Below are 15,887 nucleotides of genomic sequence, written 5' to 3'. Positions count from 1 at the left end.
ACGAAGGATTTATTACATGTACAGCCTAGGGAACTACGTCTATGTTTTCTGAACCCCTCTCCATTCACACGGATGGGACAAGACGTCTTAAATTGGCTTGCCAGGCATGGAGTAGCGCGTGAACAAGCTCACCTCAAAAATAAAAGTATTAGTGGTCGACGATCAGCCGTTAATTGTCGAAGAACTCAGTGAGTTCCTGGAGAGCAACGGTTACCGTTGCGTACGTTGCGAATCAAGTCGTGAAGCCGTGGAGGCGTTCATTGCTGATCCCGAGATAAGTCTGGTGCTGTGTGACCTGCGCATGCCCGACATGAACGGCATCGAATTGACACAGCATCTGCAGAAAATTGCCGGTAAACACCGTCTGTTTGAAAGCATCCTGTTGACCGGGCACTCCGACAAGCAGGACGTCATCAAAGCCTTGCGCATTGGCATTGCCGATTACTACCCCAAACCTATCGACCTTGACGAATTGCTCGAGGGCATTCAACGCCAAGATGCCGTTCTGCGCGAACGGCAAAAGAACGAGCATCTGGGGCATTTGAACCAGAAGCTGCAGTATTTGGCTGAGTCTATCGACGGTCTCTATCAAGACATGGAATCGGTCCGCCATCCGCCATCATTCAAAAGCACGTCCGCAGCGGACGACGAAGCCTTGCGCGATTTACCGCCGATTTTCAAACAGTTGTCACCGCGTCAGATGGACGTGGCCAAACTGGTGGGCAAGGGTCAGACCAACTACCAGATCGCCTGCGACTTGGGCATTACTGAAAACACAGTCAAGCTCTACGTGTCCCAGGTGTTGCGCCTGACCCACATGAACAACCGCACCCAGTTGGCACTCGCCCTCTCTCCAAGTGGATCCGCCCAACAACATCGGCAAACGGCGCACTGATACCCTGGTGGTCGCTGCCGAAGCATGAGGCTGCGATGGGGTGCGCAGCGGCCCACAACGCAGCCTCGTTCCTAGACAGCAGCTAGCGAGTCCTATTCCTGCTTGGCCTTACCGCCTTCGTCCTGTTTGTAGTATTCAGGAATGGGGTGGGTGTAGCTGTCCAGCCAACGTTGCAGGCTGCGTTCACGCTCCGCCGGGGTCGCCACCTGACGCTCCTTGGACTGAGCCTGACCGCTGACTTGGAGGTGTAGCCAGCGCTCGGTTTCCTGCTGGTACTGAGAAGCTGGCCCAGGCTCAATCGCCAGGACACCCAGTGGCATCACACCCAATAGCACTGCCAAACGAACTGAGAATTTCATGGCAAACCTCCAATGCTTTATTTAATTGCAGCCACCTGACTACTGGCCGGTTTGGCAGCCTGGGCTTTCAGGGCCTGGGCCCTGGCTTGTGCATCACTGATTTGCTCAGGGGTTAACTCTGCACGACTAGCCAGCTCCGCCGCCTGGCTCCATTGGTCCTGATAGATGAGCAAGGTGACCAGATTCAACGCCGCCAATTGATCCGACTGCTTAAGCTCCAACGCCGTCAAAAACTCAAAGCGAGCTTCGTCTGTGCGCAGTTGGTTGAGGTACACCACGCCCAGGTCATTGCGGATTTTCTCGTTCGTGGGCGCCGCTCGCGCAGCACGTTCAAGGTAGGACACGGCCAGCGTGTTATCGCCTCGTGCGGCCGCCAACTGGCCAAGCCCATGATCACCCTCAGCGCTCAAGCAGGTACCTAGCAGCCCGCGGTACAACGGGCCAGCTTCAGGACGGCCTAATTGGCGATAGATTCGCGCCTTGCGCAATTGCACCTGGGCGTAGTGTTCCGGCAAGTTTTGCAGATTGGCCAGGCTGGCATGCAGCTTGCCCTCCTTGGCCATGTCGTCGGCCAGGTTCATCGACAACTCCTGATCGTCACTCAACTTGCCGCAACTGCCCCCGCTCAAAGCGGCCCAAGGCGGGTTGCTTTGCCCCCCGCTGGCGCATCCACCCAACATCAACAGCGCACACACGGTCATGAGTGCTTTCATGCTCATACTCCTGATCAAGAGCCAAAGGCCCGTGCGATAGCAATAAAGCTCGGTCCGCCCAACACAATCAACAACGCCGGAAACAGAAACATCATCATCACCACCGACATTTTGGCGGACATTTTTGAGATGTATTCCTCCATGCGGGTGAGACGTCGGTCATCCAGCAGGCTTTTCAATGACTGCAACGATTTCATCGCGCCACCACCCTGCTGAATCAATTGCTTGAGGATCACGCAGGTATCGTCAAACTCATCCACCGCCAGCAAACTGGCCGCCTTGTCCAACTCCTGGCTCAACTCCAGGCCGGAATCCACACGGGCCAGCACCAACTGCAACTCGCCGGTCAGCACTGGCAACAGTTGCCGCGCCTCTATGCTCAACACCCGCAGCGCTTGCTCAACCGCCATGCCCGACTCAAATAAAATGCGCAGCAGCGGGATAAACGTCGACACCTCCACCGCCGCCGCTTCCTGGCGCTTTTTGGCGACGTGGGCAAGCATCCGCTTGGGCAGGAGATACCCCAACGCCAGGGCGAACAGCAGCACGATCATTAAATTGCCGGAACCTGGGTAAAACAGTTCATGCCCCAGAAACGCCAACCCGGCCATGGCCACCGGCGTACCGATCTGAAACGCCGCAAACAGCGAACGCTGGCTTGCCGTGCGCCAACCCACGCGGTTCAGCAGGACTTGAGTTTCGTTATCCATCGACACCGAACGCTGACCGAACTTGCTGCTGCCCAGTGCGCGCATCCACAGGCTGATCTTCCCGGGACCGGTCTTTTCGCCCTCCAGACGTTGCACCACGCGTTGTTGGCGCAAGCGCTGTTGAATCGCGCTATAGATCAAGACCCCAAGGGCCGCCAACAGCAACACTGAGCAAATCAGCAAAGCCATGTCATACACTCCGTACCATGCGCCACAAGGCAAAACAGCCGATGGCCTGCATGGCAAAAGCGGCAATCAACAAATGTTGGCCACTTGCGTCATGCCACATATTCACCAGGAAGGTCGGGTTGGTGACCATGAAATACCCACCCACCAACAGCGGCAAAAGCGCCAGCACCAACGCCGTGACCCTCGTTTCACCGGTCATCGCCCTAAGCTTGCGCGCCCCTGACTCACGTTCACGAATCAACACAATGAGGTTTTCCAGCAATTCGCTGGCGTTGCCGCCGTAGCGATGGTTGACCTTCAAGCCCAGGGCAAACATGCGAAACTCGTCACGCTCGTACAGCTCGGCAAAATCCTGCACCGCTTCGGCCAAACTCACGCCTAACTGAACGTTGCGCGCCACCCGGCCGATGCTGCTTTTGAGCGGGTCATGGGAGGCCTCGATGGCATTGAGCACCGCATCGGCCAGGGTGCGGCCGGCCTTCAGACTGCGCACGCAGTGATCGAGCAATTGCGGCAATTGCTCAACCATGCGCTTGACTCGACGCTGGTAACGCCAACTGACAAATAGCTTCACGAATACCGGTGGCGCGACCAGGAACACGAGAAAAAAAAACCAGCCGCCCAACAGCGCTGCCAACGCTACACCCCCGGCCCAGATCAGCAGCCACAACCCAAGACGCTCCGAAGGACGCCCCAGCCCCGCCTGCAAAAAAGCTCGGTCCAGCCACTCGACACCCAGCGCCTTGTCCGACATTTGCGGGCGTCCCTCGGTCAAGCGGCTCAGCACCCGGCTGGTGGCAGGATCACGTAGAGCGCTGTAGACCAGGCTCATCGACAACATGAACATCATCAAGCTGATCGCGAACAGTATCAGGGCCGGCATCATGATCTACGCCTCAGCCGTTGGCATTCAGAATCGGGGCGCGACGCAGCTTGTCGCTCGCCGGGTTCAGTGCTTCACGCACAAAACCAAAACCGGTGCGTTTGTCCAGCCGGAACAAAGTATTGGTGACGTATACATCGTCACGCACACCCACCACCTCCAGCACTTCACTGACACAGCGACGACCGTCAGACATGCGGGTCAGCTGGATAATTACGTCGAGGGCGGCACAGATCATTTGGCGCAGGGTCTTTTCCGCCACCGTCCTTCCCGTCAAACCCACCAGTGTTTCAAGGCGCAACAGAGCGTCTTGTGCGGTGTTGGCATGCACCGTGCTCATCGAACCATCGTGACCGGTGTTCATCGCCGTCAGTACATCGAGCACTTCAACGCCTCGAATTTCGCCGAGGATGATGCGGTCCGGGCGCATCCGCAGGGCGTTACGGATCAAGTCGCTGGATTTGACTTCACCATGCCCTTCAGAATTCGGCGGGCGGGTTTCAAGGCGCACCACATGGGGATGCCCCAGTTGTAATTCGGCCACGTCTTCAATGGTCACCAAGCGCTCGTGCGGGCTGATCAATTGGCTAAGGATGTTCAGCAACGTAGTTTTGCCAGTCCCGGTGCCACCGCTGATCAAAATATTGCAGCGCTTGCCAACCGACTCCTGAAAAAACTCATAGATCGACTGGTCAATGGTCTGCATCGTCACCAGGTCGCTGCTATTGAGCATGTCTTTGCGAAACTTCCGAATCGATAGACAGGGGCCGTCCAACGCAATGGGCGGGATGATCGCGTTCACCCGGCTGCCGTCCGGCAGACGCGCATCGACCATCGGTGAAGACTCATCAAGGCGCCGACCGAGCGGTGCCAAAATGCGCTGCATCACGCGCTCGACATGATGATCATCGATAAAACGCAAATCGCTGTGGCTCAAAAGACCGTCGCGCTCAACAAACACGTGGTGCGGCCCGTTGACCAGAATCTCGGTGACAGAGCTGTCGCGCAACAACACTTCCAGCGGCCCGTACCCTGTCAGCTCATCAACGATTTCCTCCGCCAGACGCTCCATTTCGTAGCGTGAAATGGCCAGGTGCAAACGCGATACGTATTCGGCCACGCGGTCAGTGACAAACTGCGACAAGACATGCCGCGAGTCTTCCAGCAGGTTTTTGCCGCTCTCCTCGATGGCGTCGATGATGTAACGGTGCAACACCAGTTTCAGGCCGTCGTGATCCGCTCGCCCGTCTTTATGAAGCCCAGAACCGAACAACTGCTCCTTGGTCATTTTGCCCCCCACATGCGGTTTAGCCACTTGTCAGCAATGGAGGACGATTTGCCCGAAGCCACAGAGCGCTTGGGCAATTGCTCACCGATTTTTTTCAAGCCTTGGCTCAAGGCCTCACGCGGTCCCAATTCAAAGAGAGTGACAGCCTGATTTTTCGCATTGAGGCGTAACTCGGCGCTCAGCGGCAACGAGATCAATACCGGTAAATCAAAGCTCTTGGTCAACGCATCGACATCCGGCGCAATCCCCCGCAAGTAGCGGTCGATCACCAAGCCCGTATGCTCGAACTTCATGCCTTTGTTGCGCCAAAGATTGAGCACATCCAGATTGCGGCGGCAATCAAGCACGTTCTGATCGACGTACCAGAGCAACTTGTCGCAATGGGTCACAAACGTTCGCAGCGCCTCACCATCCGGCTGGCCCGTAAGGTTCACCACAATGTGCTGGAAGTGGTGACGCAAGGCGCTGAGCAACATGTACAACTCAGCGGCGCTGGTTTGCTCCAAAGGCTCATCGGTGTTGCTGTGCGCCAGCACCCGCAAGCCGTTTTGGGTTTTGGTGAACGCACTATCGATCAAGGTGCTGTCCAGGCGCCGCAGATGACGCAGCGCATCGCCAAAAAAGAATGAACCTTCAAGGCCCAACAGCGCCAGGCCGTCGCCACGGGGGATACCCAAATCCAGAAACAAGGTTTTTTGCCCGCTCTTTTGCACCACCAGCGCCAAGTGGCTTGCAAGCAGCGCACCATCGGCATTGCATTGCGCGCTGAACAACACGCTGAGGCCGCCCAGATCGGTATTCGGCGACACGGGGGGCAGACGTTTGCTTAGCCGACGTACCAGCCCGGCCACTTCACTGGAGCGCGAGCCATAAGCCACAAAATCTCGCGCGCCGGCGCGCATGGCATTGAGCACCAACTGGTTATCCATGCCATCACCCATCGCGACAATGGCAAGCATGGGTTTGGCTTCTAGTGCTCCTTCGATCAACGCACACTGAGACACAACTTTATCGCGGTCCAGGCCGACAAAAATCAGCCCGGCGAAAGTCACATCGATCAGCGCCAGCAGCTCATCCAGCGTACTGCCACCTGCGCCCACCACCTGCCCCAACGGGGCCAGCGCCCCTTGCAGCCATTCAAGGTCAGTGTCATTGCGCGTCAGCGCGAGAAACGTCTGGCTCAGGCTCTGGCTCATTGGGATAACCCGCTACGGCGATTGAAATTGCCGTTCTCAAGGAAATACAAGCGATACCAGTTGGGGTCGTAATTACGCAGCTTTTCGCCAGGCATGCTTGGCAGAGGAGCATTGGCAGCCAAGGGTTGAACCAGGTGCGGGGTCACGATCATCAGCAGTTCTTTCTCTTCGCGGCTGATGTTGGAGTCACGAAAAAAAGCCCCCAGAATCGGCACATCACCCAGACCCGGGAATTTGTTTACCTGCGAGGTGTTTCGAGTACTGATCAAGCCGCTGATCACAAAGCTTTCGCCATCGGCCAGCGAGATGCTGGTGTCGGTACGGCGCACGTTAAGCCCCGGCACCAATGTGCCGGCGATGTTCACCGCGTTGGTGTAATCCAGCTCGCTGACTTCCGGTGCGACCTTGAGCAGGATGCGGTTGTTGCCCACCACGGTCGGAGTCAACGTCAAGCGAATACCAAACTCCTTGTACTCGATTGACACGTTATCGCTGCCGCTGCTCGGCACAGGGATAGGCACTTCGCCCCCCGCCAGAAAGGTCGCACTTTGCCCGCTCAATGACACCAGGCTCGGCCGCGCCAGAGTGTAAGCAAAACCACTGCCCTCCAGTGCATTGATCATGGCCCGAACCCGGCCACCGCCGAAGCCGATATTGAAGTTTTTGCTGTTGGCGAGCGGGCCGCCTGTGATGATGTTTTCAGCGCTGGTAATGAATGAGTTAGGTGAGCCAAACAGATAGTTGCTGCCTTGCCCAAAAATCGACGTGCTGGCTTCCTGCAACTTGGTCCGGCTGACTTCGACAAAGCGAATATCGGTTTGCACCTGGCTGAGCAAGGCCGGGTCGTCTGAGGGGGACACTGAGGCGCTGGTAAAGCTCTGGGTGGCCTTGCCCTTGACGAACACCATGCTCTGGCGGGGTGTTTTGGAGCAGGAGGTCCAGACCATCAGGCTGGTGGTGCCCGGTGCGACACCGGTCAGTAAAAAAGCATTGTTGCCGTTGGCCTGCACATCGGCGATGCTCGGATCGCCCACAGCAATGCGCGTGATGGCGACCGGTGAATCCATTGCTTGCTGGCTGCCTTGACCTACTTCCAGCACCGCAGGCAATTGCCCAAGCGCTGAGCAATTTGAGGACGCGGCCAGAGCTATTTCAAAAGGCAAGCTGCTTAGAACCAGAGTCCAGACAACTCGTTTGTACAGCGCTACGCAACGATGGCTCATAGGGTCTTCCTTGCAGATCAGGCTTTTTATTGAGCAGGCTGTTGAGCCGTTTGATTGCCGCGAATAATTTCGATGCCCCGCGCTCGAGGGGCACCGCCGCCAGGGTTCGCCACCGGTGCGGCTTTTGCCGAGCCGGTTAAGGCCAATTGGTTGAACTGATAAAGCTCGCGTCTGGCGTTCTCAAGCTTGTCTGGGACGTCCTGCTCACCGGCCCAGTATTTGCTCAAGCGATTTTCCTGAGCGCTGCGCACAGCCAGACGCAAGGTGCCTGCCTGGGCCGCGAGCATCAGCTGACTAAGCAGCGGCGCGGGAACTGCCAGCACCGCCGAGCGTGCAGTGGCACGGCGCTGCACTTGTTTGAGTGCCTCGTCAGCACTCAGCGATGCCTTGGTTGACTGACCATCACTGGTCTGCCCCAACTCATCCCCCACGCTCAAGACCCGAACGGCCGGCACTACGACTTGCGCCGACTGTTGTGGGTTGGAGGGGTCCTCGCGCAGAGACAACAACACATCTACATAATCATCGGGGGACAACTGCCCGCTGGCGCCGATCACTTCATCAATGGCCACCGCCAGTGCGCGCTCATCCGGGCGAATCATCCGCGCCAGCGGCCCTCCGACTTCAAAGCTTTGTTCATTCAGCCAAGTGCCAGCACTCAGGCTGCGCCACGGGGTACGGCCAAGCACCTGATCAATCGAGGCAAAACTGCCTGCGGGCGCCGTGCGCAATTTCTCAAGGGTCACATCGTCGGCCGTCAAGGCCACATGAGGGGCGATATCACGCACTAACACGACCACGGGCTGACGCGTCTGGTCTTCAACCGTGGCCACGCTCTGCTCAACGACCTGAGTTGCCGGTACCTGCGCAACCGGCTGCTGGCGTGTCAAAACCAATCCCCAAAAACCTGCGGCAATGGCACCAATAAACAAGAGCGCGGCCAGGATCAAACTGCGTCGGTTATTCATTAACACACTCCCTTTGCCACTCAGTACTGCACATCAGGAAATCCATTCACACATCGATCGCTATGACAGGCATTATTGTTGCGACCATTTCGCTATTTGAAAGTAGCGCACACAAAGCAAAACGCCATTAGGCTACTCAAAAAAATTAAAGTGCCGCCGAACACCTTGTTTTTCCGAAACTTTCACAGTGACACTTTAGGATTAATACTTTTGCATTAGTGCTTTTTAACAGTTGATGGATACGCTTTTCTTGCCGATGCTGTGATGGCAATTAGTAATTACGTCGTTCCTTTGCTGCGAAGTGCCCTCTTTGGTGCACCCAGGAGAAATCAGATGTTTACCAATACCGTTCTGAAAGTCTATGTTCCGACCCAACTCTTCGTGGCGCACCATGTCAAGCAATTTGCAAAGCGCACTGAAGGAGCGTCGGGTATTGAATACGCCATTATTGCAGCGATGGTTGCGATTGCGCTTGCTGCCTTTGTGACGCCTATTTCCACTCAGATCAAGGCCATGTTTACAACTATTCAAACAGCGGTGACCAAACCAGCCGGTTAATATTGGGCTATTTCAAAACATGGACAAGCGGCTATACGTGCGGCGTTCAAGGAGAGATCAGATGCTTTCAACAACCGCTCTGAAATTGTATGTTCCGGCCAACGTGTTTCTGACACGTCAAGCCAAGTTGTTTTGGCAACGTACAGAGGGTGCTTCGGGTATTGAATACGCCATTATTGCAGCGATGGTCGCTATCGTTTTAGCAGCCTTCGTCACCCCAATATCTGGCTCAATCAATGACATGTTTACGACCATTAAAGATGCTGTTACCAAACCTGCTTAACCCCATGAACAGCCGATCTAAACGCCAACAGCTTCTCTTGGTAGACGACGAAGAGGACGCTCTGCTGGAGCTGGCAGAACTGCTGGAGGGCGAGGGCTTTTGTTGCTTTACGGCAACCTCAGTCTCACTCGCCCTTCAACAGTTGACCGCTCACCCAGACATCGCACTGGTTATCACTGACTTGCGCATGCCCGAAGAAAGTGGCATCGCGTTGATTCAACGCCTGCGAAACCACACCTCCCGACAGCACCTACCTGTCATCGTTATTTCCGGCCATGCCGACATGGACAATGTCAGTGACTTATTGCGTCTGCAAGTCCTGGACTTGTTTCGTAAACCCATCTATCACGATCGTTTGATCCACACCCTTAATTACTTATTCCCCGCCCCCAAACTCTACTCCGTCCGCCCATAACCCCGACTGTAGGAGCGAGCTTGCCTCGCGGTCTTTTAATTATTTAAAGACCGCAAGACACATTCATTCTACAACTGATAACTAAAGCTCAAGCTATAACGCAGTCGCCGGTTAAAACTATCCAGCGCCATATCTGACATAGGCTTGGCCACTTCCAGTGACATATTGTAATAACGCTTATCGCCAAAACGCACTCCCAATGCTGCCGAGGACATATCAGAGCCTTTGAGCGGAAGTTCGTTAAACCAGGTTTTCGCCCTGTCCAATACGGCATAAGGCTGCAACAGTTTCACCCACTCACCTTCGCGATTGAAACTGTAGTTGAGTTCGTACGCTACCCCCCAGCCTTTATCACCGGACGCTTGATCATCGGGATAACCACGGCCAAAATTTTGACCCCCGAATACGGCACGCTCACTGTCTGCCAAAGTATCGTCACTCCAATACACCGCAGCCGACATCACGCCTTGCCAATTATCGAAAAATGTATTGCTTTGCACTCCGGACAAACGCAAACGAAAGAAGTCGAGATCATAGTGGTTGCCCGTCAAGTTACTTTCAGTCTTGGCACCCAGCCCATTAATGCCCTGATATACACCTGCACTGACAATACGCAATTGCTGGGCATCGGACTTGCGCCAGTCCCCCTCAAACGCCAGAGCACGCACATTGGTTTTTTCGCTGATAGTCGGTGCGTAACCGACGATCTCGTAATCGGTCTTGTCGTTCACTCCGTACAAACGCGCTGCAAGACTCAGCCATTGGTCAGGAGCAACGATCAGCGGGTGGCTGATGCCGATTGAAAAGCGGTCATTCTCGCGGTGCGGTTTGAGTACGAATCCATCACTGGTGGCAATGCGGGTAGCCGGGTCACTGCGATACCGCGTGCCATACAGGCTCAACTGCGTGCCTTCGGCATTCAGGTACTGGCTGTAATCAAGACGGTAGTAGTGTTCCTTGTCATGACCCGGCGGGAACAACCCGCTCAAGGTCAGTTGTTCGGCCATAGCGGTTTGCGAGTTGCTGCTCACGCCGAGCAACGCCTGAGTGCTGTCGCGACTGCTTTCAACGAGGCTCATGCTGGTGGTGAACGGTTTGCGGCTGGCCGTTATGTGCATGGTTGCCGCACCATCGGTGGTGCCCGGAGGCGGTACTTGCGCCTGCAATGTCACACCCGGAATCCGGCTCATCAAGGTGGCATAGCGGTCAAAGGTTTTACGGGTCAACGGGCGCTCGCCTTTGAGTTTGTCGACCAGCTCATCAATAAACCCTTTGACCCGTCCGACATCACCGTCGACGTGATAATCACGGATATACCCTTCAACCAGCACCACACGCACCAGGCCTTGATCGAACTTCTGCGGGGGCAAAAAGGCATACGACAACAAGTAGCCATCGGCCTGGTAGCGCTGAGTGATTTTTCGCGTCGCTTCAATCAACTCACTGAGGGTGATTTCACGCCCCAGCAACGGTTGGTACGCCGCGCCCAATGTTTGCAACGGGTACACCGTGCCGCCTTCAACCTGCAATTTGCGGATGGTCAACCGGGTGCTCATCAATAGAGGCTGGGGCTGTGCTGCCCCCGGTTTGGGCAGTTGCAGCGCCGGGGTTGAGGGTCGATAGGCATCCACCGGCAAGTTGGGCGCAGGCAGCGATTGCAGAGTTTCGTTGCTGTTGAGATAGCGCGGTAGAGGCTCGGCACTGACATAAGGGGTCAAGGCCAATAACAACAGAGGGATATAGGTTCTCATAGGGCACTCCGTGTTCAACGACAGCGAGTTAACGGCCTGGCCATGCCCTCTCGCGATCAACACGGCGCTAACAGCAGCCCTACAATCTGAACCTGTAGAAAACGAGAGATTGAAGCCAATCTCTCGTTCCAACCCAGCGTAGGTGTTGTTGGTAAGGCCATCGTGCCGGCCAGGTGCAGTATCGTCAGTTTTTCTTGCCTACGTTGCCCAGCCCACCAATCACACCTCCCACCAGCCCCGCTCCCGAACTAGCGCCCGCGCCTGCATTTGCGCCTGCTCCAGCACTGGGGGTGACGATGCCCGCCCCCACTCCGACACCCGCTCCAACTCCCACTGCGCCACCGAGCAAGCCCCCGCCTTCTGCGTTACCTGAACTGGCGCCGGTCACTGTCCCCACGACACCACCGACCGTGCTGGCAACGCCGCCCACCAGGCCGCCCACACCTCCCGCGGCGGCGCCGGTACCTGCGCCAGTTGCCGGGTTCACATAACCGCCCGCCTTGTCGGCCACTCCTCCCACACCCACCAGCGCGCCACCGACCAGCGTGGTCACCGGATTTTGATCACCAGCCGTAGTCACTTTGTTGCCGACACCTGTGACTACGCCACCCACCTTATTCAGAAGGCCGTCTACCGGCGCCCCCAGACCAGCAGCTGTTCCCACTTGCCCCGTGGTTTTTTCCACCAGCGAAATAACCGGCACCAGGGCCTTGTCATTGACCCCTCCTGTCACTTTGCCCAACTGGCCAGAAGTGACATTGGTGGTCAAGGTGTTGCCCAGCATGGTGACCGTCGTCCCGACCTTGTCGACCAGACCGCCCGCCACATCGGTGACCTTGCCGGCGACGCCCCCCGCAATCGGGATCTGGCTGATCGGCGTGTTATCCAGCAACCCGCTGGCGCCCTGTCCCAAAGAGGACACACCTTTACCGACATCCGACACCGCGTTAGTTGCACCCGCCACGGTGATACCCAAGGAGTTCTTATCGGTACCGAGGGTACCCAGGCCATGGGTCAAACCATCGCTGACGGACGTCACGGCATCACCGGTATGGATTACCAGACCGCCCGCGGCCCCTACCACGGGAACGGTTGTGAGTGTGGTTCCCAGATCACTGACTGCGGAACCTGCGCCGCCAACCGCCGTACCGACCTGACTGATGACCTGGCCAGTGACCAGAGGCGTATTGCTCGCCCCGTTGTTGCCACCACCGTTGTTGCCACCGCCGTTATTACCGCCGCCGTTGTTGCCGCCACCGTTATTGCCACCGCCGTTGTTACCACCGTTGTCGCCACCGCCGTTATTACCACCGCCATCCGCACCGCCCGAGGCTGCGTCTGGCGTACTCGCTTGCACATGACTTTTAGAACCTCCACCGCCGCTATGGCAGCCGGCCAGGCTGACGGTCATTACCAACAAAAGGGCTGTACTGGTTTTCAACCACAATTGAGTGTTCATGATTCATTACCTTGCACCTGATTCGCCTGAGTTCGAACGCTCCCTGATCTCAGGTCAGAAATGCGTTCAGTCGTGGCTTACATCACAACGCCGGACCCGGTATTGAACCATTCACCACTTGGTATTAAGCCCTTGTATAAACAGGATTTGATGCGAATAAATAACTCTTAAAATCAATTAGTTAATTAAAACAAATTGGCACACTTACTAAAGTTTTAAGCCTAATTAACAGCAGGAGTGCTTATTCCACGACACTGAATTCAACCCGTGCGGTTTGCCCGCTTTCGTCAAGTACGCTCAATTCATAGCGACCCGAGTGTTCAAGCGTGGCAGTGAGCACTTCCCGGTGCGCGCTGTCGCCCAGCGGTGCGCCATTGAGGAACCACCAGCGCCGACCGTCGCCGCCCAACGCCGACAGTGTCAGGCGCAGTGAAGCCTGACTCGCCGCCGGGCGTTGCAGACGATCCCCTTCTCGAACACCCACAATCGACAATGCCGTGACCGAATTCGATGCCGGTGGCGGGCAGTTCGTTGAGGCCGCCGGCAAGCGCGCTTCACGTCGTTCGGCCCGTGGCAACCAAGGCTCAAGCGGGGCGGGCCACAAAGCGATTTCACGCGGTTGCGCACCGGGGCATTGCGGGCTCACACGCAGACCTTGCGCATCCACCCAAAAAGTTTCGCGCAAACCCACGCCCAACGGTTGATCGGCTGCGAGCAAGGTCGGCGGTGTCGTGTGGTCCAGGGTCCAGGCAAAACGCTGACGTCGGCAATTGGGGTCGTTCTTGTTCAACGGTTGCCCCAGAGGCCAACAAATCGCCGCCACCCCAACAGTGCTCGGCACCGGCGGTACGGGGGCGACAATCGCGCGCTGACTGTCGCGGTTACTCAATACGTCATGGACTTGCAGCATCAGTGGCGCCGCCGAGGCCAGCCCGAACTGCCCCGGCACAGGGGTGCCGTCCGGGCGACCGATCCACACGCCGATCAAGTACCGCGGCCCCACGCCAATCGCCAACGCATCACGAAAGCCATAACTGGTGCCGGTCTTCCACGCCAAAGCTGGACGCTGCACCAGCTCGGCCGAGGGGTCGCGGTCCGGGCGCGCCTGACCACTCAAGATGCGCCGGATAATCCACGCGGCGCCCGGCGAGAGCATGCGCCGTTCGACTAACTCATCCTGGGGTTGCAGGCGTAAATTGGCACTGTTGCCACCCCGCGCCAGCGCGCTGTAACCGCTGACCAAGTCTTCCAAGCGGCTGCCGGCGCCCCCCAGGATCAATGCCAGGTTGGGCTCGGCCAATGCCGGCAAGATCAGCGGGATGCCGCCATTGCGCAGGTCAGCGGCAAAGCGCTTCGGACCGTAGGCTTCGAGCAGTTGCACGGCGGGCAAATTCAGCGACAGCGCCAATGCCGAACTGGCCGACACCGCCCCGCTAAAGCCCATCGAGAAATTGCCCGGCCGGTAATCGCCATACCGCCGCGGTACGTCTTGCAGCAGCGACTCGGAATGGATCAGCCCGGCGTCCAGCGCCATGCCATACAAAAACGGTTTGAGGGTCGACCCCGGCGAGCGTATGGCACTGATCATGTCGACGTGGCCAAAGCGGCGGGCATCGTTAATGTCCACCGAGCCGAGGTAGGCGCGTACGGCCATGTTTTCGGTCTCAACCACAATGATCGCCGCCGAAGTATGCTCGGGCAGGCGCGCCCTCCAGCCCAGCAGCAAGTCTTCCAGGCGTCGTTGCAGATTGGCGTCCAAGGTGGTGCGGATCAGCGGCGGGCTGTGCGGGCGATTCAAGCGGCGCGCGAGCAACGGCGCCAGGCTCGGTTCCAGTCGCGGCGCGAGCAACAGCGGTTCTTCCAGCGCTTCATCCACAGCCCCTTGCGGCCACACCTGATACTCGGCCAGGCGCCGCAATACTTTGTCACGCGCAAACTGAGCGCGTTCGGGGTGGCGATCAGGCCGTAGCCGACTCGGCGCCTGCGGCAGCACGGCCAACAGCGCCGCTTCAGAACGCGTGAGGTGCTGCGGCGACTTGCCCAGGTACGCCCAACTGGCCGCCGCCACACCTTGCAACGTCCCGCCAAAAGGCGCGCGATTGAGGTAAAGACTCAGGATCTGGTCTTTCGACAGATGCCATTCAAGCTGCGCCGTGCGCCACAACTGGCGCACTTTGCCGGGCAATGTGCGTTCATGTGGATCAAGTAAACGGGCAACCTGCATCGACAAGGTGCTGCCCCCCGACAACACTCGCCCGCCACTGAGGTTTTGCCAGGCCGCCCGCCCCAGCGCCAGCGGGTTAACCCCCGGATGCCGGAAAAACCAGCGGTCTTCGTAGGTCAGCAACGCTTCAAGGTAATACGGCGACACCTCGTCCTTTTGCACGGGGTAACGCCACACGCCATTGGCATCGGCAAATCGCCACAATGGCGTGCCATCCTCGGCCAATACCACACGCGCCAGGTCATCCTTGGGCAGCGGCAACGGCCAGAGCCGGTCGGCCAGCCACAGCAACGCGATCACCAGCACCAGGCCGCAGGTGGCCCACAGCAAGCTTTTTCTAACCATTACTTATTACGCAACTTTGCACTCTGTCTGGTTGCCTAAGGGAGATCTCTGGCACAGTGGCCATCTTATTGATCGGGACATCCCCATGCACGTCGAAAGCTTTATTGGAAATCTGGGCCTGTGGTTGGGCACTGTCGTTCGCTGGATCGTCGAAAGCCTGAACGGCCTGTTCACCCTGATTACTCAAGCGGGCAGCAACTTTATCGATGGCATGGCGCGCGCCTTGGGCATGGACACCTCCATCGTCAGCATCGCTGTGCTGGTGCTCGGGCTGCTGTTTTTGTACAACGCCGTGCGCGCGTTTATGCGCGCCTCAATCATCGGCGGTGTGATCTGGCTACTGCTCGGGCTGTGGGTGTTGAGCTGGATCATTCATTAACTACACGCCATTCATATCCTGTGGGGGCGGGCTTGCTCGCGATGAGGTC

General features: G+C 57.4%; 16 protein-coding genes. 5 read left to right on the top strand and 11 right to left on the bottom strand.

All coding sequences use genetic code 11. The features are described from left to right. Positions 1 to 118: 118 nt before the first annotated feature. Positions 119 to 895 carry a response regulator transcription factor gene (locus NTD86_RS15565; protein WP_262203490.1) on the top strand — a complete coding sequence of 259 codons (777 nt, stop codon included), beginning with the start codon at positions 119 to 121 and terminating at the stop codon, positions 893 to 895. A gap of 92 nt (positions 896 to 987) precedes the next feature. On the opposite strand, the gene NTD86_RS15560 is transcribed toward NTD86_RS15565, so the two are convergent. The 8 genes from NTD86_RS15560 to cpaB are packed head-to-tail and all read right to left on the bottom strand — an operon-like array spanning position 988 to position 8,424. Continuing rightward, positions 988 to 1,254: a DUF3613 domain-containing protein gene (locus NTD86_RS15560; RefSeq protein ID WP_262203488.1), complete on the bottom strand. Its 267-nt coding sequence runs from the start codon at positions 1,252 to 1,254 to the stop codon at positions 988 to 990. Between the two features lie 17 nt (positions 1,255 to 1,271). After that, positions 1,272 to 1,967, bottom strand: coding sequence for a tetratricopeptide repeat protein (locus NTD86_RS15555; RefSeq protein ID WP_262203482.1), 696 nt, complete (start codon positions 1,965 to 1,967; stop codon positions 1,272 to 1,274). A gap of 14 nt (positions 1,968 to 1,981) precedes the next feature. Then, positions 1,982 to 2,866 carry a type II secretion system F family protein gene (locus NTD86_RS15550; protein ID WP_262203480.1) on the bottom strand — a complete coding sequence of 295 codons (885 nt, stop codon included), beginning with the start codon at positions 2,864 to 2,866 and terminating at the stop codon, positions 1,982 to 1,984. A 1-nt stretch (position 2,867) separates the two neighbouring features. Further along, positions 2,868 to 3,752: a type II secretion system F family protein gene (locus NTD86_RS15545; protein ID WP_262203478.1), complete on the bottom strand. Its 885-nt coding sequence runs from the start codon at positions 3,750 to 3,752 to the stop codon at positions 2,868 to 2,870. 10 nt (positions 3,753 to 3,762) lie between these two features. Continuing rightward, a complete protein-coding gene (locus NTD86_RS15540; protein WP_262203476.1) occupies positions 3,763 to 5,037 on the bottom strand; it encodes a CpaF family protein in 1,275 nt (424 codons plus the stop codon). Further along, positions 5,034 to 6,233, bottom strand: a complete 1,200-nt coding sequence (locus NTD86_RS15535; RefSeq protein ID WP_262203474.1) for a pilus assembly protein — start codon at positions 6,231 to 6,233, stop codon at positions 5,034 to 5,036. The genes NTD86_RS15540 and NTD86_RS15535 overlap by 4 nt, the downstream gene beginning before the upstream one ends. Further along, positions 6,230 to 7,456, bottom strand: a complete 1,227-nt coding sequence (locus NTD86_RS15530) for a type II and III secretion system protein family protein (protein WP_262203472.1) — start codon at positions 7,454 to 7,456, stop codon at positions 6,230 to 6,232. Before NTD86_RS15530 ends, NTD86_RS15535 begins: the two co-directional genes overlap by 4 nt. A 26-nt stretch (positions 7,457 to 7,482) precedes the next feature. After that, positions 7,483 to 8,424: a Flp pilus assembly protein CpaB gene (gene cpaB / locus NTD86_RS15525; RefSeq protein WP_262203470.1), complete on the bottom strand. Its 942-nt coding sequence runs from the start codon at positions 8,422 to 8,424 to the stop codon at positions 7,483 to 7,485. Positions 8,425 to 8,757: 333 nt separating this feature from the next. On the opposite strand from cpaB, the gene NTD86_RS15520 reads away from it, so the two are divergent. The 3 genes from NTD86_RS15520 to NTD86_RS15510 all read left to right on the top strand — a co-directional run bounded on the left by NTD86_RS15520 (position 8,758) and on the right by NTD86_RS15510 (position 9,680). Continuing rightward, on the top strand, positions 8,758 to 8,982 hold the full coding sequence (locus tag NTD86_RS15520) for a Flp family type IVb pilin (RefSeq protein ID WP_262203468.1): 225 nt from the start codon (positions 8,758 to 8,760) through the stop codon (positions 8,980 to 8,982). 61 nt (positions 8,983 to 9,043) lie between these two features. Beyond that, positions 9,044 to 9,265 carry a Flp family type IVb pilin gene (locus NTD86_RS15515; RefSeq protein ID WP_262203466.1) on the top strand — a complete coding sequence of 74 codons (222 nt, stop codon included), beginning with the start codon at positions 9,044 to 9,046 and terminating at the stop codon, positions 9,263 to 9,265. 4 nt (positions 9,266 to 9,269) lie between these two features. Further along, the gene (locus NTD86_RS15510; protein ID WP_262203464.1) at positions 9,270 to 9,680 is read left to right on the top strand and encodes a response regulator; all 411 of its coding nucleotides are present in this window, start codon (positions 9,270 to 9,272) and stop codon (positions 9,678 to 9,680) included. A gap of 68 nt (positions 9,681 to 9,748) precedes the next feature. Here the strand turns inward: NTD86_RS15510 and NTD86_RS15505 are convergent, their stop codons facing one another. The 3 genes from NTD86_RS15505 to pbpC form a co-directional block, all read right to left on the bottom strand. After that, positions 9,749 to 11,431, bottom strand: coding sequence for a ShlB/FhaC/HecB family hemolysin secretion/activation protein (locus NTD86_RS15505; protein WP_262203462.1), 1,683 nt, complete (start codon positions 11,429 to 11,431; stop codon positions 9,749 to 9,751). A gap of 184 nt (positions 11,432 to 11,615) precedes the next feature. Continuing rightward, entirely contained in the window at positions 11,616 to 12,890 is a 1,275-nt protein-coding gene (locus NTD86_RS15500) for a collagen-like triple helix repeat-containing protein (protein WP_262203460.1), read from the bottom strand. Positions 12,891 to 13,131: 241 nt separating this feature from the next. Beyond that, on the bottom strand, positions 13,132 to 15,459 hold the full coding sequence (pbpC, locus tag NTD86_RS15495) for a peptidoglycan glycosyltransferase PbpC (protein ID WP_262203459.1): 2,328 nt from the start codon (positions 15,457 to 15,459) through the stop codon (positions 13,132 to 13,134). 85 nt (positions 15,460 to 15,544) lie between these two features. On the opposite strand from pbpC, the gene NTD86_RS15490 reads away from it, so the two are divergent. Continuing rightward, entirely contained in the window at positions 15,545 to 15,838 is a 294-nt protein-coding gene (locus NTD86_RS15490; protein ID WP_262203458.1) for a hypothetical protein, read from the top strand. The last annotated feature ends 49 nt before the right edge of the window (positions 15,839 to 15,887 follow it).

Origin of the sequence: Pseudomonas sp. 7P_10.2_Bac1, from assembly GCF_025465935.1 — a bacterium.
Taxonomy (GTDB): domain Bacteria; phylum Pseudomonadota; class Gammaproteobacteria; order Pseudomonadales; family Pseudomonadaceae; genus Aquipseudomonas.
This window is presented reverse-complemented; position numbering and strand designations above follow the sequence as displayed.